This window comes from Mesorhizobium sp. SARCC-RB16n (assembly GCF_008520305.1).
Taxonomy (GTDB): Bacteria; Pseudomonadota; Alphaproteobacteria; order Rhizobiales; family Rhizobiaceae; genus Mesorhizobium.
In genome coordinates this window covers 1-19506 of sequence record NZ_ML703262.1, presented here as the reverse complement: position 1 = coordinate 19506, position 19506 = coordinate 1, and the positions used below count along the sequence as shown (strand labels likewise).

The following is a 19506-nucleotide window of genomic DNA, read 5'->3' as shown; positions in this document are numbered from 1 at the left end:
GGGCTTACTTCTGTCGCCGACGGCTGAAGATTGGCCGTTCAGACCGATCTCTTTTCCGCCAGCACCATGTAGTTGACGTCCATGTCCTTCGACCGCGCCCAGCGGTCGGCAAGCGGATTGTAGGTGACGCCGGTGCGGTCGATGATGGTCAGGCCGGCTGCGCCAAGCGCCTTTTCCAGCTCTTCCGGGCGCACCAGCTTGCCGAACTGATGGGTGCCGCGCGGCAGCCAGCGCAACACATATTCGGCGCCGATGATGGCCAGGCCGAGCGCCTTCAGCGTGCGGTTGATGGTGGCCACGAACATGATGCCGCCGGGCTTGACCATCTCGCCGCATTTGGCGACGAACAAGTCTATGTCGGCGACATGTTCGACCACTTCCATGTTGAGGACGACATCGAATTTTTCGCCGGCCTCGGCGAGATCTTCCGCCGTCGTGGCGCGATAGTCGATGCTCACATTGCCTTCGGCGGCATGCAGTTTCGCCACTTCTATGTTTGTTTCGGAGGCGTCCGCTCCGACCACCTCGGCGCCGAGCCGCGCCATCGGCTCGCACAAAAGGCCACCGCCGCAGCCGATGTCGAGGATACGCAGGCCCTCGAACGGCCGCGCCGCGCGCGGGTCGCGGCCGAAGCGCGCCGCGATCTGGTCGCGGATATAGGAAAGCCGGATCGGATTGAATTTGTGCAGTGGACGAAACTTGCCGTTCGGGTTCCACCATTCGGCGGCAAGGGCGGAAAAGCGTTCCACTTCTCCGGCATCGATCGTCGATCGTCGGGGCTCGGGCATCGGTTGGTCTCCTCGGACGCTAGGAAGTCGGGCGTGAGGCATCGAATGTCAAGCCAACAATTTTCAATGCTGACAAAGCGACTGGGCCGACCAAAGGCCAGCCTATTTCGAGTCCAGAACATCGCGCAGCTTCGCTGCCAGCTGCTCGATGGTGAACGGCTTGGCCAGGAAGTGCACGTCATGGTCGAGCACGCCGTTGTGGACCACGGCGTTCCTGGTGAAGCCGGTGGTGAAGACCACTTTCAGCCCGGGCTGGCGCGCGAGCGCTTCTTCGGCGAGCTTGCGGCCATTCATCACCGGCATGACGATGTCGGTGAAAAGCAGGGCGATGCCCGGTGTCGCGGCGAGCTTCTCGAGGGCTTCCTGGCCGCTTCCGGCCTGAATGACGGTGTAGCCGAGTTCGCGCATGACGTCCGTCGTGGAGGCCCGCACGCGGGGGTCGTCCTCGACGACGAGGATCGTCTCGGTGGCCTTGGCGGCGCTCTTGCCGCGCTCGGCGAGCGCGGCCGGCTCCTCCGGTCCAAAAAACCGGGGCAGATAGATCTTGATCGTCGTGCCTTCGCCGGGTTCGGAGTAGATCTTGACGTGGCCGCCCGACTGTTTGACGAAGCCGAACACCTGGCTCAGCCCAAGTCCCGTGCCCTTGTTGACCGGTTTGGTGGTGAAGAAGGGCTCGAATGCCCTGGCGATGATTTCGGGCGACATGCCCGCACCGGTGTCGGTTACCGCGATCATCACGTATTGGCCAGGCGTGACTTCGGCGTGCGTCGATGCATAGGCCTCGTCGAGGTGGCTGTTGACGGTCTCGATGGTCAGCTTGCCCTCGTTCTCCATGGCATCGCGGGCATTGACAGCCAGATTGAGGATCGCGTTCTCGATCTGGCTGGGATCGGCGTGGGTTTTCCACAGCCCGCCCGCCAACACCGTTTCGATGCGGATGCCTTCACCCAGGGCACGGCGCAGAAGATCGGACATGCCGGTCAACAGCCGGTTAGTGTCGACAACCTGCGGCGCCAGAGGTTGCAGGCGGGAGAAGGCAAGCAGGCGGGAGGTCAGATCGGCGGCACGGCTGGCTGCGTCTGTCGCGGCCTCGACGAGCTTTTCAATGTCATGTTCGCCCCGCTTCAGCTTGCGCCGGGCAAGGTTCATGGCGCTGAGGATGACCGCCAGCATGTTGTTGAAATCGTGGGCGATGCCGCCGGTCAATTGCCCGACGGCTTCCATCTTCTGCATCTGGCGTATCTGGGATTCGGCCTTTTCACGCGTCTGGATCTCGTTACCGAGCTCGATGTTCTTGCGCATCAGCTCTTCCTGGGCGACGACCACCTCGCGGAAGCGGCGGCGCGATTGACGGACGGTGTAGGCGCCAAGCAGGAAAATCGCCAGCAACGCAGCCAGCGAGCCGATGCGCAACCAGGCCTCGACCCGGTCGGTATGCTCGTCGCGCGCGGCCACGGCGGCTGCGCCGACACGCCGGATCGTGTCCATGCTGGCTCGGATTTCGTCCATGGCGGCCTTGCCCTGGCCGCTGCGGACCAGTTGCAGGGCCTTTGCCGCATCGCCATGATCGTAGAGAGCTATGGTCTCGGCCAGTTCGGCCTGCTGTTTTGAAAGCGCGTCCTTGATGTGTCCGATCTGCTGGGCGATCTGATCGTCGGGAGCCGTCGTCGCGCTGTCGATCCGCGCCAGTTGTCCCGGAATTGCCTCGACAGCCTTCCGGTAGGGCTCCAGATAGGATTGTTCACCGGTCAGCAGGTAGCCGCGCTGACCACTCTGGGTGTCTTGCACCAATGAAAGCAGCCCGGAAAGCTGTTCCTGGTACTCGATTGTCTCGCGCGCGGCGGCACGATTGGCCCTTTGGCCCTCGACGAGCAGGGCACGGGTGCCGACGATAAGCGCGAGCACCGCGAAGCCCACGACAAGCGGGAGCGATTGCAATCGCATGGCGCGCCGAAGACGAGCAATCATCTGTTGTGCCGAACCAAAAGGAATTCCCCGCGGGCAGCATTTGGTAAGCGGCGCCGGCCCGGAAGGCAATATGTCGTGTTGTTACGCAATCCGCCGTCAGCCTTGCGAAACCTTCCCCATTTGGCTAAGGAGGCCGCGCATTCAGCGGCCGGCGCCAGCCGGGCGCTTTTCTTCCGTTTTCGGCCCGGGCCGGCTCCAGTCAAAGGCGTTTCGCTTCCATGGCGCGTATCGTGATGAAATTCGGCGGGACATCCGTCGCCGACATCGCCCGCATCCGCAATGTGGCGCGTCACGTCAAACGCGAGGTCGACGCCGGCCACGAGGTGGCGGTGGTGGTCTCGGCGATGGCCGGCAAGACCAATGAACTGGTCGGTTGGACGCGCGAGGCCTCGCCGATGCACGACGCACGCGAATATGACGCAGTCGTCGCTTCCGGCGAACAGGTCACGGCTGGCCTTCTCGCCATCACCTTGCAGAACATGGGCGTGCATGCGCGCTCCTGGCAGGGCTGGCAGATCCCGATCAAGACCGACAATGCGCATGGCGCGGCGCGCATCCTCGACATCGACGGCGCCTTCCTGGTCAAGCGCTTCGGCGAAGGCCAGGTAGCGGTCATCGCCGGTTTCCAGGGCATCGGGCCGGACAACCGCATCGCAACGCTCGGTCGCGGCGGTTCCGACACCAGCGCCGTGGCGATCGCCGCCGCGGTCAAGGCCGACCGCTGCGACATCTACACCGACGTCGACGGGGTCTACACCACCGATCCGCGCATCGAGCCCAAGGCGCGGCGGCTGGCCAAGATATCGTTCGAGGAAATGCTTGAAATGGCCTCGCTCGGCGCCAAGGTTCTGCAGGTGCGTTCGGTCGAGCTTGCCATGGTGCACAGGGTGCGTACCTTCGTGCGGTCGTCCTTCGACGATCCCGATGCGCCCGGAATGGGGGATTTGCTCAATCCTCCGGGAACGCTCATTTGCGACGAGGAAGAGATCGTGGAACAGCAGGTCGTCACCGGAATTGCCTACGCCAAGGACGAGGCGCAGATTTCGCTGCGCCGTGTCGGCGACCGGCCAGGCGTCGCCGCCGGAATCTTCGGCCCGCTAGCCGAGGCCAACATCAATGTCGACATGATCGTCCAGAACATCTCCGAGGACGGCAAGCTAACCGACATGACCTTCACCGTGCCGTCTGGCGATGTCGACAAGGCGCTGGCCGTGCTCGATCGGCTGAAAGCCGAGATCGGCTACGATGTCGTGCAGTCGGAAGCCGGCATGTCGAAGGTTTCGGTCATCGGCATCGGCATGAGGAGCCATGCGGGTGTTGCTGCCACCGCCTTCAAGGCGCTGGCCGACAAGGCGATCAACATCCGCGCCATCACCACCTCCGAGATCAAGATTTCGATACTGATCGACGGTCCGTATACGGAACTTGCGGTTCGCACTTTGCATTCCGTCTACGGTCTGGATAAGCAGTAGCAGGACTGAATCAGCTGTTGCGCACTTGCCGGGCGCGGCGGAAACTGCGCCGGCAAGACGTTTATTGGAGAAGAAGCCGCGATGCGTGACACGGCCGTTGGCCCGCGCGTTCTGCTGAAACGGCTCCGCGAGCTCATGCAGGAGCCGCTGGAGCCGCAGGAGCGGCTTGACCGGATCGTGCGCGACATCGCCTCCAACATGGTCGCCGAAGTGTGCTCGCTCTATGTCCTGCGCGCCGATTCGGTGCTCGAACTCTACGCCACCGAGGGTCTGAACCCGAACGCCGTCCACCTGGCGCAGCTGCGGCTGGGGCAAGGCCTGGTCGGCACGATCGCGGCGAGTGCCAGGCCGCTCAACCTGTCCAACGCGCAGGAACACCCGGCCTTCGCCTATCTGCCGGAGACCGGGGAGGAGATCTACAATTCCTTCCTCGGCGTCCCGGTGCTGCGGGCAGGGCGCACGCTGGGCGTCCTGGTCGTCCAGAACAAGACCATGCGCCACTACCGCGACGACGAGGTCGAGGCGCTGGAAACCACCGCCATGGTCATCGCCGAGATGATCGCCACCGGCGATCTGGCGCGGCTGACCCGGCCCGGCCTCGAACTCGACCTGCGCCGGCCCGTCAGCTTCACCGGCCTGTCTTTCAACGACGGCGTCGGACTTGGCCATGTCGTGCTGCACGAGCCGCGCATCGTCGTCACCAATTTGTTCAACGAGGATAGCGAGGAAGAGGTCCGGCGGCTCGAAACCTCGCTCGGTTCGCTCAGGCTCTCGATCGACGACATGCTGGAGCGCCGCGATGTCGCTTTCGAGGGCGAGCATCGCCAGGTGCTGGAAGCCTACCGCATGTTCGCCAACGATCGCGGCTGGGTACGGCGCCTGGAAGAAGCGATCCGCAACGGTCTGACAGCGGAAGCGGCGGTGGAAAAGGTGCAGAGCGACATGCGCGCCCGCATGTTGCACATGACCGATCCCTATCTGCGCGAGCGGATGAGCGATTTCGACGACCTCGCCAACCGGCTGTTGCGCCAGCTGATGGGGCGTGGACCCGAGGATGTCGCGGCCTCGCTGCCGAAGGACGCCATCATCGTCGCCCGCTCGATGGGTGCGGCCGAACTGCTCGACTATCCCCGCGACAAGCTGCGTGGCTTGGTGCTCGAGGATGGCGCGGCGACCAGCCATGTTGTCATCGTCGCCCGGGCCATGGGAATACCCGTCGCCGGCCAGATGAAGGGCGCCGTTTCCATGGCGGAAAACGGCGATGCCATCATCGTCGACGGCGAGGAGGGCGCGATCCATCTGCGGCCGCAGTCCGATCTCGAAGCCGCCTATGCCGAAAAAGTGCGGTTCCGGGCGCGCCGGCAAGAGGTCTACCGCGAGCTGCGCAAGAAGCCGTCGACGACCAGGGACGGTGTCCAGGTCGACCTGCTGATGAATGCCGGGCTTGCCGTCGACCTGCCGCAGTTGGCGGAGGCAGGTGCGGCCGGCATCGGACTGTTCCGCACGGAACTGCAGTTCATGGTCGCCTCGACCTTTCCACGCGCCGAGGCCCAGGAAAAACTCTATCGCGACGTGCTCGAGGCCGCGCGCGGCAAGCCGGTCACCTTCCGCACCATCGACATCGGTGGCGACAAGGTGCTCCCCTATTTCAAGGGCGCGATCCAGGAAGAGAATCCTGCGCTCGGTTGGCGGGCGATCCGCCTGACGCTCGACCGGCCGGGCTTGCTGCGCACACAGATCCGCGCCTTGCTCAAGGCCAGCGGCGGGCGTGAACTCAAGCTGATGCTGCCGATGGTGACCGAGCTCGGCGAAATCGCCCAGGCGCGCGAAATCATCGACCGCGAGGTGCGGCACCTCTCACGCTTCGCCCACCACCTGCCGACCAGTCTCAAGCTGGGCGCCATGCTGGAAGTGCCGTCGCTTCTGTTCCAACTCGACGAGCTGATGAAGGCGGTCGACTTCGTCTCGGTCGGGTCGAACGATCTGTTCCAGTTCGTCATGGCGGTCGACCGAGGCAACACGCAATTGGCCAACCGCTTCGATACGCTGTCGGCGCCGTTCCTGCGCGTGCTCAAGCAGATCGCCGACGCCGGCGCCCGCAATCATACGCCCGTCACCCTGTGCGGTGAGCTCGCCGGCAAGCCTATCTCGGCGATGGCGCTGATCGGCCTCGGTTTCCGCTCGATCTCGATGTCGCCAGCCTCGATCGGTCCGGTCAAGGCGATGCTGACGGAGCTGCCCCTGGAGGAACTGAAGGCTTTCTTCGACGACAATCTTATGGCGCCGGCGCAAGGGCTGCCGATGCGGGCGTTGCTGCAGGCTTTCGCCGACGACCGCTCGATCCCGTTGTAGCACCTCATCATGGTCAATTTGCCTCGCGATCGTATGGATCAAGTCGTCAAGCGTTTCGAGATGCTCGAAGCGCAGATGTCGGCCGGACCGGCGCCGGATGCCTATGTGAAGATGGCATCCGAATATGCCGAGTTGCAGGAGATGGTGGCCAAGGTCAGGGAATTGCGCTCTGCCGAGCATGAGCAGGCCGACCTCGAAGCGATGCTCGCTGACAAGGGCACCGACGCCGAGATGCGGGCGCTCGCCGAAGCCGACCTGCCCGGTGTCGAGGAGCGGATCGAGGCGCTGCAGAAGGACATCCAGATCCTGCTCATGCCCAGGGATGCCGCCGACGACAAGAACGCCATCCTCGAAATCCGCGCCGGCACGGGTGGCGATGAGGCAGCACTTTTCGCCGGCGACCTGTTTCGCATGTATGAGCGCTACGCCGCCGAACGCGGCTGGCGGTTCGAAACGGTATCGGCCAGCGACGGCGATGCCGGCGGCTTCAAGGAAATCATCGCCACGATCTCAGGCAAGGGTGTGTTTGCCCATCTGAAATTCGAGTCCGGGGCGCATCGGGTCCAGCGTGTGCCGGCAACCGAGGCCAGCGGGCGCATCCACACTTCCGCCGCCACCGTCGCCGTGCTGCCGGAAGCGGAAGAGGTCGACATCGACATCAGGGCCGAGGACATCCGCATCGACACGATGCGCGCCTCGGGCTCGGGCGGCCAGCACGTCAACACCACCGATTCCGCGGTCCGCATCACCCATTTGCCGACCGGCATCATGGTGGTGCAGGCGGAGAAGTCGCAGCATCAGAACCGGGCCAAGGCCATGCAGATCCTGCGCGCGCGGCTCTATGACATGGAACGCAGCAAGGCGGACGAGGAGCGTTCCGAATCGCGCAAGTCGCAGGTCGGCTCCGGCGATCGCTCGGAGCGCATCCGCACCTATAATTTTCCGCAAGGCCGGGTCACCGACCATCGCATCAACCTGACGCTCTACAAGCTCGACCGGGTGATGATGGGTGAACTCGACGAAATCGTCGACGCGCTGATCGCCGATCACCAGTCGAAGCTGCTGGCCGATATCGGCCTCGATGGCTGACCATCCGCCCGAGGCGCTGGGGCCGCTGCTGCGGAAAGCGCGAGCCAGGCTTGCCGCGGCCGGTATCGATGATCCCGCGCTCGATGCGCGGCTCATCGTCGAGCATTATTCAGGCACGACGCGCACGCAGGCCATTGCCGACCCCGAGCGCAAGATCGATGGGGACGCCATCGCCGCGATCGACGGCGCCCTGAGACGGCGAGCCGGTGGCGAGCCGGTGCATCGCATCCTCGGCTATCGCGAATTCTACGGTTTGCGCCTGTCGCTGTCGCCGGAGACGCTGGAGCCGCGGCCGGACACCGAAGCGCTGGTCGAGGCGGTGCTGCCCTTCGTCAAGGCAATGGTCGCGCGGGAGGGTGTATGCCGTATCCTCGATCTCGGCACCGGCACGGGCGCCATCGCCCTGGCGCTGCTGAGCGTCGTGCCGGCCGCGACCGCCACCGGTGTCGACATCTCCGCCGGCGCGCTGGCAATGGCGGCCCGCAATGCCGGGCAGTTCGGGCTCGGCGACCGATTCACGACGGCCCAGTCGGACTGGTTCGAAAAAGTTTCCGGCCGATACCATGTAATTGCCGCAAACCCTCCCTATATACCTTCCCGAGACATTGGAAATCTGCAGGACGAAGTCCGCGATTTCGACCCGCGCCTGGCCCTGGATGGCGGCGTGGATGGGCTGAACCCCTACAGGATCATCGCCGCCGAGGCGGCAAGGTTTCTGGAAGCCGAAGGCAGGATTGCGGTCGAGATCGGCCACACGCAAAGCAACGACGTCAATGATATATTTCGCGCAGCCGGTTACGCGGGCGGTGAGGTGTTTGGCGATCTCGGCGGAAACGACAGGGTTCTTGTTTTTCAACGGGGAACGTCTTGACGCAGTGCAAAAAAGCGCTTGGCAATGCCGGGGAATGCAGCTAGGGTCGCCTTACCGGATGAGACGAAGCAGGCAGTGCTCTTAGCGATTCGGTTTCCTTGGATATAGCTGCCTTCTTGCGCAAACGACGCCCAAGCTTCGTGCGGGAATCGTCCGGCAAGTGATGTAACCGGAACAGGATGGCACGTGGCGCCAACGCAATTGATGCGGGCGAACGCCGGTGAAGAAACGAAACGGCTGGCTGCATGAGCGCCTCCGTTCGTAACGAGTTTTCGAAAATTTCAAGATGAAGAGAGTCGAATGAGGCCACAACAGCAGAACAGGCGCATGCGCGGTCGCAACAACAATGGCGGCGGCGGTGGAAACAACAATAACAATAACAACAACCGCAAGGGCCCGAATCCGCTAACGCGTAATTACGAGAGCAACGGCCCGGACGTGAAGATCCGTGGATCGGCTCAGCAGATCGCCGAAAAATACGCCACCCTGGCCCGTGACGCGCAAAGCTCCGGCGACCGGGTGATGGCGGAAAACTATCTCCAGCATGCCGAACACTACAACCGCATCATTGCCGCCGCGCAGGCGCAGATGCCGATCCAGAACGTCCAGCAGTCGCGCGACGAGTTCGACGACGACGGCGACGATGATCGCGACGAGTTCGACAATGCTGGCAACAGTGGGGCTGGCAACAGCGGGGCTGGCAACAGTGGCGCCGGCAACAGCGGCAGCGCCGCTTCCGATCCGCAAATTCCGGTGGTCAACCATGGTGCCGGCCCGCAGCCGGTGATCGAGGGCATGCCGGCGGAGGTTGCGCTGAACCGGGAAAGCGGTCGCGACAACCGTGACAATGGCGGGCGCAACAGCAGCGGCCGCGACAACAATGGCGGGCGCCATCGCGATCGTCGTCCTAACGGCGGCTACGGCCAGAATGGCCAGCGCGACTATGCTTCCGCCGAGCAAGGCGGTCAGCAGCAGCGCAACGAGGCCTCGGCGCAGACGGAAGCTCAGGCAGAGCCCGCTTCGCCGTCCGAGACGGTCGCGGCAGCCGAGCCGGCTCCACGATTCGAGAATTTTTCGCCAGCAGGTCTTGCAGCCCAGGCCGAACTCAATGAGGCGGCCGCCGAAAGCAGTGCCGCCCGGCGCCCGCGCCGTCCCCGCCGTCCGCGCACCAATGCCGACCAGGTCGAGAGCGGCAGCGGCAATGCGGGCGAGACGGCCGCGGCTCCGGTCGACAGCGGCAGCGCCGAACCCGTGATCGTCGACATCGATAATTGATCGAACGGCACTGCAAGACATTGAACGGCGGGGAGAAATCTCCGCCGTTTTCGTTTGGGTAGCGGTGGAATATTATGCGTTTGCCGATATCGGGACGTCTTGAGGGACCGAGGTCCATGCACCATATCTGGGCGGAACAGGATCCGGCTCGAATGGGCGGGTCCGTCACCGCAATCTGATCCGGTGCCGCTAAGCGGGCCGGTGACGGAAGGAGACAGGTATGAACCTTGAGAAATACTCCGAGCGCGTGCGCGGCTTTATACAGTCCGCGCAGACGATGGCGCTCTCCCGCAATCACCAGCAATTCACTCCCGAACACATTTTGAAAGTCCTCGTCGATGATGACGAGGGCTTGGCCGCGTCGCTGATCGAGCGTGCCGGCGGCAATGTCCGCGACGTCAAGCTCGGCGTCGAGACGGCGCTCGAGGCGATGCCCAAGGTGGAGGGTGGCAATGGCCAGCTCTATCTGGCGCAGCCGCTGGCCAAGGTGTTCTCGACCGCCGAGGATCTGGCCAAGAAGGCCGGTGACAGCTTTGTCACCGTCGAGCGGCTGTTGCAGGCGCTGGCGATGGAGAAATCAGCCAAGACCGCCGAAATCCTGGCTAAGGCCGGCGTCACCGCGCAGGCGCTGAACCAGGTCATCAACGACGTCCGCAAGGGCCGCACCGCCGATTCGGCGAGTGCCGAACAGGGCTATGATGCGCTGAAGAAATATGCGCGCGACCTCACTGCAGATGCACGCGCGGGCAAGCTCGATCCGGTCATCGGCCGCGACGACGAGATCCGCCGCACCATCCAGGTGCTGTCGCGCCGCACCAAGAACAACCCGGTGCTGATCGGCGAGCCGGGCGTCGGCAAGACGGCGATCGCCGAAGGGTTGGCGCTGCGCATCGTCAATGGCGATGTGCCGGAATCGCTTAAGGACAAGCAGTTGATGGCGCTCGACATGGGCGCGCTGATCGCCGGCGCCAAATATCGCGGCGAATTCGAGGAGCGGCTGAAGGCCGTGCTTTCGGAAGTCACCTCGGCCAGTGGCAATATCATCCTGTTCATCGACGAGATGCACACGCTTGTCGGCGCCGGCAAGGCCGACGGCGCGATGGACGCATCGAACCTCCTGAAGCCGGCGCTGGCGCGCGGTGAACTGCACTGCGTTGGCGCGACCACGCTCGATGAATACCGCAAGCATGTCGAGAAGGATCCCGCCCTTGCCCGCCGTTTCCAGCCCGTCTTCGTCGACGAGCCGACGGTGGAGGACACGGTCTCGATCCTGCGCGGCCTGAAGGAGAAGTATGAGCAGCACCACAAGGTGCGGATCTCCGATTCGGCGCTGGTGGCGGCGGCGACATTGTCCAACCGCTACATCGCCGACCGTTTCTTGCCGGACAAGGCGATCGACCTCGTCGACGAAGCCGCCTCGCGGCTCAGGATGCAGGTCGATTCCAAGCCCGAGGCACTGGACGAGATCGACCGCCGCATCATGCAGCTCAAGATCGAACGCGAAGCGCTGAAGGTCGAGACGGACGATGCCTCGAAGGACCGGCTTGCCCGCCTGGAAAAGGAGCTCGTCGGACTGGAGGAAGAATCGACCGAGATCACCGCCAAATGGCAGGCCGAGAAGCAGAAGCTCGGACTTGCCGCCGACTTGAAGAAGCAGCTCGACGAGGCACGCAACGACCTCGCCATTGCCCAGCGCAAGGGTGAGTTCCAGCGCGCCGGGGAGCTTGCCTATGGCAAGATCCCGGAACTGGAGAAGAAGCTGAAGGAGGCCGAAGCCCAGGACGGCAAGGCCGGCATGGTCGAGGAAGTGGTCACTCCCGACCATGTCGCCCATATCGTGTCGCGCTGGACCGGCATTCCGGTCGACAAGATGCTGCAGGGCGAGCGCGACAAGCTGCTGCGCATGGAAGACGAGATCGGCAAGCGTGTCGTCGGCCAGGGCGAGGCGGTGCAGGCCGTTTCCAAGGCGGTCCGGCGCGCCCGCGCTGGCTTGCAGGACCCGAACCGGCCGATCGGCTCGTTCATGTTCCTCGGGCCTACCGGCGTCGGCAAGACAGAGCTCACCAAGGCGCTTGCCAACTTCCTGTTCGACGACGAGACGGCGTTGGTGCGCCTCGACATGTCCGAGTACATGGAGAAGCATTCCGTCGCGCGGCTGATCGGCGCGCCTCCTGGCTATGTCGGCTATGAGGAAGGCGGCGCACTGACCGAAGCGGTACGGCGCCGGCCCTATCAGGTCGTGCTGTTCGACGAGATCGAAAAGGCGCATCCGGACGTCTTCAACGTCCTGTTGCAGGTGCTCGATGACGGCCGGCTCACCGACGGACAGGGCCGCACCGTCGATTTCCGCAACACGCTGATCATCATGACGTCGAATCTCGGCGCCGAATATCTGGTCAATCTCGGCGAGGACCAGGATGTCGACGCCGTGCGTGACGAGGTGATGGGTGTGGTCAGGGCATCGTTTCGGCCGGAGTTCCTCAATCGCGTCGACGAGGTGATCCTGTTCCACCGGCTGCGCCGCAAGGACATGGACCGTATCGTCGAGATCCAGCTCAAGCGGCTGGAGAGCCTGCTGACCGATCGCAAGATCACGCTGTCCCTGGATCCCGAGGCGATCGAGTGGCTGGCGGCCAAGGGTTACGACCCCGCTTATGGAGCCCGGCCGCTAAAGCGGGTGATGCAGAAGGAGTTGCAGGATCCGTTGGCGGAAAAGATCCTGCTCGGCGAGATCCTGGACGGCTCGACGGTCAAGGTCACGGCCGGTTCCGACCGGCTGAATTTCCGCTCCAAGCCGACGATCGTCGCGGCCGAAGCCGCGGCCTGATCGATGCATATCGCCCCAAACTGACCTCGGTTTGGGACAACGACATGCATTAAACCAAAGATCTAAAGCGCGCCGCGCTTTAGAGTGCCGCGGGCCCAGTTGGGCGCGCGGCGTTTTCATATCAGGGGGCGCGGATGACGCTGGACGACTACAACGGCTTCTGTGCCTCGCTGCCTGCAACGAACCACGTGGTGCAGTGGGGCGGCGCCCATGTCTGGAAGGTCGGGACCAAGGTGTTTGCGATCGGTGGCTGGGATCATGGGCAGCAGCTGTTCGTGACCTTCAAATGTTCCGACATCGCCTATGATGTGCTCAAGGATCAGCCAGGGTTGCGGCCGGCGCCTTATCTTGCCTCCCGCGGCATGAAGTGGATCCAGCGTCAGACAAGCCAGAGCATGGATGATGATGCGCTGAAGGACTATTTGCGCGAGAGCCATCGCCTGGTCGCCCTGAAGCTGACGAAGCAGGCGCCCAAGGAATTTGGGCTCGGCACAGGCTAGCTAATATTCGTCGAGGCGCCGGAAAACCGCCATCTTCATGCCCGGTTCATGTTGGAACCATATGGTGGGTAACTGGTTTGCTGGCGAAGGGGTTCGCCGAACTGGACAATGCCGGGCGGCGGCACATACGGACCGGGAGAGTTTCGCCACCATGCTGCGCACTATCTTCACCCTTTCGGCGCTTGTTGCGGGACTGGGGTTGTCCAACGCGTTCGCGGCGCCGTCGCATGACGGCGCAGCCGAGCCTGTCCGCGCCGAGAGCGGCGGCATTCTGCTCGCCCAGGACGGCAATCTCGATATCTACTACGATGCCAGGGGCAATCGCGTCATCGTCGATGCGGATACCGGCAAGGTGATCGCCATCCAGCCGCCACAGACACGGCTCGACCGGCGGGCGCTGGGCCGCGAGAGCCGGATGCGTGAACTTGGCCGCGCCCCCGACGATGACCGTTACTATCTCGACGATCCCCAGGACATGGCGCGCTTCCGCCGCAGACAGCTGGAAGAGGAAGGCCGGGTCATTCCGCCGCCAGCCGACGAATACGATCCTGACAGCAACAATTCCGTCGATGCTTATCCGCCGGCACCGCAGGACGAAGGCAACTACGACAACAATTATCCCGATGCGCCGCAGCCGGCAAAGCCGGGCACCATCAAGCGCCAGCCGCTGAACGAGGCGTCGATAGACCCCCTCCAGCCGGCAGCTCCGACGGAACAGGCGGCGCCCTCCGACCAGGCATTGCCGCCAACAGCTGGCGGCAAGACATCAGTCGATCCGTCGCTTTCGCTGGGCGCACGCCAGGATGTGGCAGCGCTCCAGGTGCTGCTCGACCGAGGTGGTGCTTCGCCTGGTGTTATCGACGGGCGCTTCGGTTCGAACGTCGACAAGGCGCTGGCAGCCTACAACCAGATTAACGGCAGCAGCCTCAAATCGACCGATGCGGTCGGCATCCAGACTGCACTCTCGCAATCCGGCGGCGACGCGTTCGCCAATTACACCATCACGGCGGAGGACGTAGCCGGGCCCTACGTCGCGTCGATCCCGGAAGACTACAGCCAGAAGGCGCAGCTCAACTGCATGTGCTACACCTCTGTCACCGAGGCGCTGGCGGAGCGCTTCCACATGGACGAGAACTATCTGAAGTCGATCAACAAGGGCCTCGACTTCAACCGCCCCGGCACGATCATCAAGGTCGCCAATTTCGGCAAGCTGGTGTCGACGCCGGTCGTGCGCATCGTCGCCGACAAGACCAAGAAAGAGGTGTACGCCTACGATGCGGGCGGCAAGCTGGTAGCGGCCTATCCCGCCACCATCGGCTCGGCGGACACGCCGTCGCCCACCGGCATCCACGCCGTGTCGCGCATCGCGCTCGACCCGAACTACACCTACAATCCGAACATCAATTTCAAGCAGGGCGAGAACGACAAGATTCTTACCGTTCCACCAGGCCCCAACGGACCTGTCGGGTCGGTCTGGATCGCCTTGGACAAACCGACCTACGGCATCCACGGAACGCCCGAGCCGTCGAAGATCGGCAAGACCGAAAGCCATGGCTGCGTGCGCCTGACGAACTGGGACGCGCGCGAGCTCGCCAAGCTGGTGTCGCCAGGCGTTACCGTGGAATTCGTTGGCGGACCTTCAGCCGATGACGTTGCGCAGCAATGAGCTGCGTAGCGCCGCGGCATAGATCAACTGCACGACCAGAATGAAGCCGACGCTGAGCAACGGGTTGATCAGGCAGAGTGCGGCGCCGACCGCCCACAGGATCTGCGCCTTGACGATGCGCAGATAGACCGTGCGCCTCGTTTGCGCGTCGACATCTTCCGCGACAAAGCCGTTCTTATCCGCGTAGCGCCAGCTGGCGAACAGCGTGACGCCGAGCATCAGCAGGTTCAGCCAGTAAACCAGCACCGCGGTCCTGAACTCGAGGAAGTCGGCCAGAAGGTCGGTCGAGAACGGCAAGAGCGCGATGAAGGCGAGAAAGCACAGGTTCAGCGTGGCCAGCCGTCTGTCGGATCTGGCGATCAAACCATGCTGCGCCTGCTGGCCGAACCAGAAGATGGTCAGGGTCAGGAAGCTCAGGGCATAGGTGAGGAAGCGGGGCGCCAGTGCCGCGACTGCGACAAGCAGATCGTGTTCGGAATGGATCGCCTCATGGACCGGCACCCTGATCTCGAGCACGATCAGGGTGAGTGCGATGGCGAACACGCCATCGGTAATACCGACAATACGGCCGCGCCCCTCAACCGATGCTTCGAGTGGATGCTTCATCGATTTCCCCCCGCCCGCGGCTCTTGGGAAATCTAGCATGACTGCCGCGGTTTGCATCGGGGCAGATACGGTCCCTGGCAATATGGCTGGGTTCAAGGACAACAAGCCTCTGGCTGGTTGTTGCCGGCACGCCGGCGGCCTAATTAGGTGGCATGCATTCACCCAATGAAGCCGCCGCCATTCCGCTGACCGCTCCGCTCACGAACGGCACGTTCTGCCCGCAAGCGCAGCGGCGTTATGTGTTGATCGCGGCGATCCTGGCCTCGGCGCTCGGCTTCATCGACGGATCGATCCTGGCGATTGCCATGCCGGCGATCCGCGTCGACCTCGGCGCCAGCCTTGCCGAGGCTCAGTGGATTTCCAATGCCTACGCGCTGACGCTGTCGGCGCTGATCCTCGCCGGCGGTGCCGCAGGCGACCGGTTCGGGCTGCGCCGTGCGTTCGTGGCCGGCATTGCTCTGTTCGTCGTCACCTCGCTTGCCTGTGCGCTGGCGCCGAATGCTGTCGTGCTGATCGCGTTTCGCGCACTCCAGGGCATCGGGGCCGCGATCATGGTGCCAGGCAGTCTTGCCATCATCGCCAAAGCCTATCCGAAAAAAGAGCGCGGCCGCGCGATCGGCATCTGGGCGGCGGCCTCGGCGCTGACCACTGCTCTCGGCCCCGTGCTCGGCGGCCTGGTGCTGTCGGCTTTCGGCGATGGCATCTGGCGGGCGATCTTTGCCGTCAACCTGCCGCTCGGCCTGATCTCGATCTATCTGCTGCTCGCCAAGATTCCGGCCGATGCGCCGACGGAGAAACGCAGCCTCGACCTTGCCGGTGGGGCGCTTGCGACGCTTGCATTCGGCGCGCTCGCCTATGGGCTGACTTCGATGAGCGCCAGCGGCGAGAGCCACATGGCCGGTCCAAGCATTGTCGCCGGCGCCGTGCTGCTTGTCTTCTTCATCTTGTTCGAGCAGCGGCAGCGCGAGCCGATGATCGACCTCAGCCTGTTTCGCATCGGCGCTTTCGCAGGCGCCAATGTCGCGACTTTCTTCCTCTATTTCGCGCTGTCGGCCAACCTTTTTTACCTGCCGATGCTACTGATCGCCGGCTGGGGGCTGAGCACAGCCGAGGTCGGCTTCATCTTCCTGCCGGTGTCTGCAGCGATCGCGCTTTTGTCAGGACCCGTCGGCAAGCTGTCGGACCGTATCGGGCCACGTTTTCCCATTGCCTGCGGCAGCTTGATCGTGGCGATTGCCTTCGCCGGGCTTGCCTTGCTCGCCCATGCCGGCTTTCACCATTTCTGGACTGGCATCTTCCCCCTGATGGCGCTGATGGGGTTCGGCATGGCGTTGGTCGTGTCGCCATTGTCGACCGCAATCATGACGGCGGTGGAAGACAAGGATACCGGGGCGGCTTCCGGCATCAACAACGCCGTCTCACGCATCGGCGGCCTGATCGCGGTGGCGGCGATGGGGTCGCTTGCCGCCTGGATCTACGCCAATGGCCTGGAGGGAAAGGCCGCGCCCGGCGTGCCTGGGTTCGGTGAACCGGCGCCGGTCGGCCTTGCGCCGGCGCTCGATGCGGCGAGGATCGCCGCCAGCGACGCCGCCTTTTCCGCCGTCGCCTCGGTGACTACGCTGCTATGCCTGCTTTCCGCTGTCATTGCGTGGACGACCATTTCCGGCGAAGCGCTGCCGTGGTCGCGGCGCGCCGAACCTCGGCAGGACGAAGGCTGAGTCTCAGCCTTCGATCTTGGCGCTGGCGACCTTCAGGGAATTGCCGTCTTCTTGCTTCAGCAGATCGTCGATGCGCTCGCGCTCGCGTTTGAAGGCGACGAGATCGTCGCCCTTCAGCACCTTGCCGACCGGCAGGCGCACACGCATCGGATCGACCTTGGTGCCATTGACGATCAGTTCGTAGTGGAGGTGCGGGCCAGTGGCGAGGCCGGTCTGGCCGAGATAACCGATGGTCTGACCCTGGCGGACATGCATGCCCGGCTCCATACCTTTGGCAAAGGCGCTCTGGTGATTGTACGACGTCTCATAGCCGTTGGCGTGGCGGATGATGATCTGCTTGCCGTAACCGCCGGCCCAGCCGACCTTCTCGATGACGCCGTTGCCGGCGGCAATGATCGGCGTACCGATCGGGGCTGCCCAGTCAACGCCAGTGTGCATGCGGACATAGCCAAGGATCGGGTGCTTGCGGGCGCCGAAGCCGGAGCGGAATTTTCCGGCGGGCAACGGATTGCGCAGCAGGAACTGCTTGGCGCTCGACCCGTCCTCATCGAAATAGTCCGTGCTGCCGTCCTGCATCTGGAAGCGGTAGAAGTTGCGCGTCATGCCGCCGAACGTCGCCGAGACATAGAGAAGTTCCGAACTGTCCGAAGTCTGGTCATCGCCATCAGGCTGCGAGAACAGCACTTCAAGGCGGTCGGATGGGTTGAGGCGGGACTGGAAATCGACATCGGATGCCAGGAGCTTGATCAGCCGCTCGGTCATCGCCTTGGACATGCCGTAGGAGTAGGCGGCGCGGTAGATGCCGTCATAGACGTTGGGTAGATTGCCGCGCACCACCACCGGCGCCGACGAATCGTCGAACGCCGTCAGCAATTCGGGATTCGGCTCCGGCTCCTGCGCCGGCACGTACTGGCCACGATCGTCGAGCGCGATGGTGACGATATGCGTGGTCTTGTCGTAGACGCTGGTGCGCACGACCTTGGCGGCGTCGCCATGAACCTCGAGACCAACACGCAGTACCGTTCCTGCCTTGAGCGCCGGCGCGTTGAGCAGCTTGGCGATCGCTTCGGCCATGCCGGTGGCATCTTCGCCCGTGTAGCCCGAATCGGCAAAAGCCTCGGTGAGGTCTGTGTCCTTGGAGAAGGGGATGATTTCCTCGGCGAAAGCCGGCGCCTTGTCGTCTGCGTTGGCTCGTGGCGACACGGAGACGTTTTCCGGCACGATCTTCACGTCGTAGGACCCGGCCATGCTCTCGGCAAAGGCCTCGCCGAATCGCTGCGGATCGACATAGTGGAGCGAAGCCACTTGCACGGCGCCATCGCTGAGGTCGGTGCCGGCTTCGCGCACCACCTTTTCCACCTCGTCGGCGGACAGGTCGCTCTTTTCGTCGAAGGAAGCCGTCTCGATCGGAAAATCGAGGGTCTTCAGGCTCATCTCGCTTTCGACCTTGGCGCCGTAAATCTGGCCGGAGGCGGCCGAGGCCGTCGCCGGCTGCGCGGATGTATCGTCGCTGTCGTCGCCGAAAACCTGCATGGGGTCGAAGGGCGGGTAAGGCCGGCTGGTGGTGTGGCCGGCGGCGAGTGCCATCTTGATCTGCACGAAAGGCATGGTGTGGATGACGTCGCGATCGCCGACCTTGGTGACCATCGACACTTCCATGCGTCGGCGGTCCTTCGCCTTGGCGATCTGACGCGGCGCCACCAGTCTGGTCGTCTTTGCCACTTCGCCGGAATCGCCATTGCTGGCGAGGCCAATCAGTTCCGCGATCTCGGGTGGAGTCGCCAGTTGCTGCCGCCCGTCAAGCGCGGCAAACAACGCGACGCCCATCAGAACGCTCGAGGTCACGCCTGTCAGAAATGTTCCCGACAGCCAGCGCGCAGAAACCTCACGCCGATCGGGCGGGCCGCTGCGGCCATCCGCGATAAGCGGCGGCTCGTTGCCGAGTTCGGCTATGACATCTTCCGTGTCTGGCATCCAGAAAGGCTGCTTCTTCCCCGGGCGGAACGGCTTGTCGCTTTTGTTGTGGCCATGACATTTGCCTGTCACGGCAGGTTAAGTCAACGAAGCCTCAGGCCCCGGTCGAATTCCCCTTGTGCACTTCTCTTATAGAGCGCTGTGAAAAGCGGGCGGGCGTGCCTCCATCTATAAGGCTCTCGCGCGCTCCCTTACGAGGCTCATAAAGAGGGCATTGCACGGCTGTGCTTGCACCCTCTTTGTTGGCCCTGGTGTCGAACGGCAATGCGGCGGCAATAGGGCTCCTTCGTGGCCTCCTCCTGCTGTAATCCGCTGTTCCCCTGGGGCAGCCGGCTATCCACAAGGCCCGCCCGAAATTTCTGTCGCAAAAAGTTCAAAAACATCGGAGAACGGTGTTGAC

General features: G+C 63.6%; 13 protein-coding genes. 9 read left to right on the top strand and 4 right to left on the bottom strand.

From position 1 onward, the window contains the following. Positions 1-38: 38 nt before the first annotated feature. A complete protein-coding gene (gene ubiG / locus C7I87_RS08220) occupies positions 39-788 on the bottom strand; it encodes a bifunctional 2-polyprenyl-6-hydroxyphenol methylase/3-demethylubiquinol 3-O-methyltransferase UbiG (protein WP_149903731.1) in 750 nt (249 codons plus the stop codon). Positions 789-890: 102 nt separating this feature from the next. Further along, positions 891-2732 carry a CHASE3 domain-containing protein gene (locus C7I87_RS08215; protein WP_149903803.1) on the bottom strand — a complete coding sequence of 614 codons (1842 nt, stop codon included), beginning with the start codon at positions 2730-2732 and terminating at the stop codon, positions 891-893. A 242-nt stretch (positions 2733-2974) separates the two neighbouring features. Here C7I87_RS08215 and C7I87_RS08210 point away from each other — a divergent pair, with 242 nt between their 5' ends. The 8 genes from C7I87_RS08210 (at position 2975) to C7I87_RS08175 (ending at position 14808) form a co-directional block, all read left to right on the top strand. Then, positions 2975-4228: an aspartate kinase gene (locus tag C7I87_RS08210; RefSeq protein WP_015315600.1), complete on the top strand. Its 1254-nt coding sequence runs from the start codon at positions 2975-2977 to the stop codon at positions 4226-4228. 81 nt (positions 4229-4309) lie between these two features. Further along, the gene (gene ptsP, locus C7I87_RS08205; protein WP_149903730.1) at positions 4310-6580 is read left to right on the top strand and encodes a phosphoenolpyruvate--protein phosphotransferase; all 2271 of its coding nucleotides are present in this window, start codon (positions 4310-4312) and stop codon (positions 6578-6580) included. A 9-nt stretch (positions 6581-6589) separates the two neighbouring features. After that, positions 6590-7669 (top strand): peptide chain release factor 1, encoded by a 1080-nt coding sequence (gene prfA, locus C7I87_RS08200; RefSeq protein WP_149903729.1) that lies wholly within the window; start codon positions 6590-6592, stop codon positions 7667-7669. Next, positions 7662-8540: a peptide chain release factor N(5)-glutamine methyltransferase gene (gene prmC / locus C7I87_RS08195; protein ID WP_149903728.1), complete on the top strand. Its 879-nt coding sequence runs from the start codon at positions 7662-7664 to the stop codon at positions 8538-8540. The genes prfA and prmC overlap by 8 nt, the downstream gene beginning before the upstream one ends. A gap of 300 nt (positions 8541-8840) precedes the next feature. Next, on the top strand, positions 8841-9815 hold the full coding sequence (locus tag C7I87_RS08190) for a DUF4167 domain-containing protein (RefSeq protein WP_149903727.1): 975 nt from the start codon (positions 8841-8843) through the stop codon (positions 9813-9815). 220 nt (positions 9816-10035) lie between these two features. After that, on the top strand, positions 10036-12642 hold the full coding sequence (gene clpB / locus C7I87_RS08185; protein WP_149903726.1) for an ATP-dependent chaperone ClpB: 2607 nt from the start codon (positions 10036-10038) through the stop codon (positions 12640-12642). Positions 12643-12776: 134 nt separating this feature from the next. Continuing rightward, entirely contained in the window at positions 12777-13142 is a 366-nt protein-coding gene (locus C7I87_RS08180) for an MmcQ/YjbR family DNA-binding protein (protein WP_149903725.1), read from the top strand. A gap of 151 nt (positions 13143-13293) precedes the next feature. Next, positions 13294-14808 carry a L,D-transpeptidase family protein gene (locus tag C7I87_RS08175; protein ID WP_149903724.1) on the top strand — a complete coding sequence of 505 codons (1515 nt, stop codon included), beginning with the start codon at positions 13294-13296 and terminating at the stop codon, positions 14806-14808. Here C7I87_RS08175 and C7I87_RS08170 read toward each other — a convergent pair. Continuing rightward, positions 14782-15414, bottom strand: coding sequence for a TMEM175 family protein (locus tag C7I87_RS08170; RefSeq protein WP_149903723.1), 633 nt, complete (start codon positions 15412-15414; stop codon positions 14782-14784). The two genes, C7I87_RS08175 and C7I87_RS08170, sit on opposite strands and share 27 nt — an antisense overlap. Before the next feature lie 152 nt (positions 15415-15566). On the opposite strand from C7I87_RS08170, the gene C7I87_RS08165 reads away from it, so the two are divergent. Next, a complete protein-coding gene (locus C7I87_RS08165; protein ID WP_149903722.1) occupies positions 15567-17132 on the top strand; it encodes an MFS transporter in 1566 nt (521 codons plus the stop codon). Between the two features lie 3 nt (positions 17133-17135). Here the strand turns inward: C7I87_RS08165 and C7I87_RS08160 are convergent, their stop codons facing one another. After that, positions 17136-19106 carry a M23 family metallopeptidase gene (locus C7I87_RS08160; RefSeq protein WP_188393777.1) on the bottom strand — a complete coding sequence of 657 codons (1971 nt, stop codon included), beginning with the start codon at positions 19104-19106 and terminating at the stop codon, positions 17136-17138. Positions 19107-19506 lie beyond the last annotated feature (400 nt).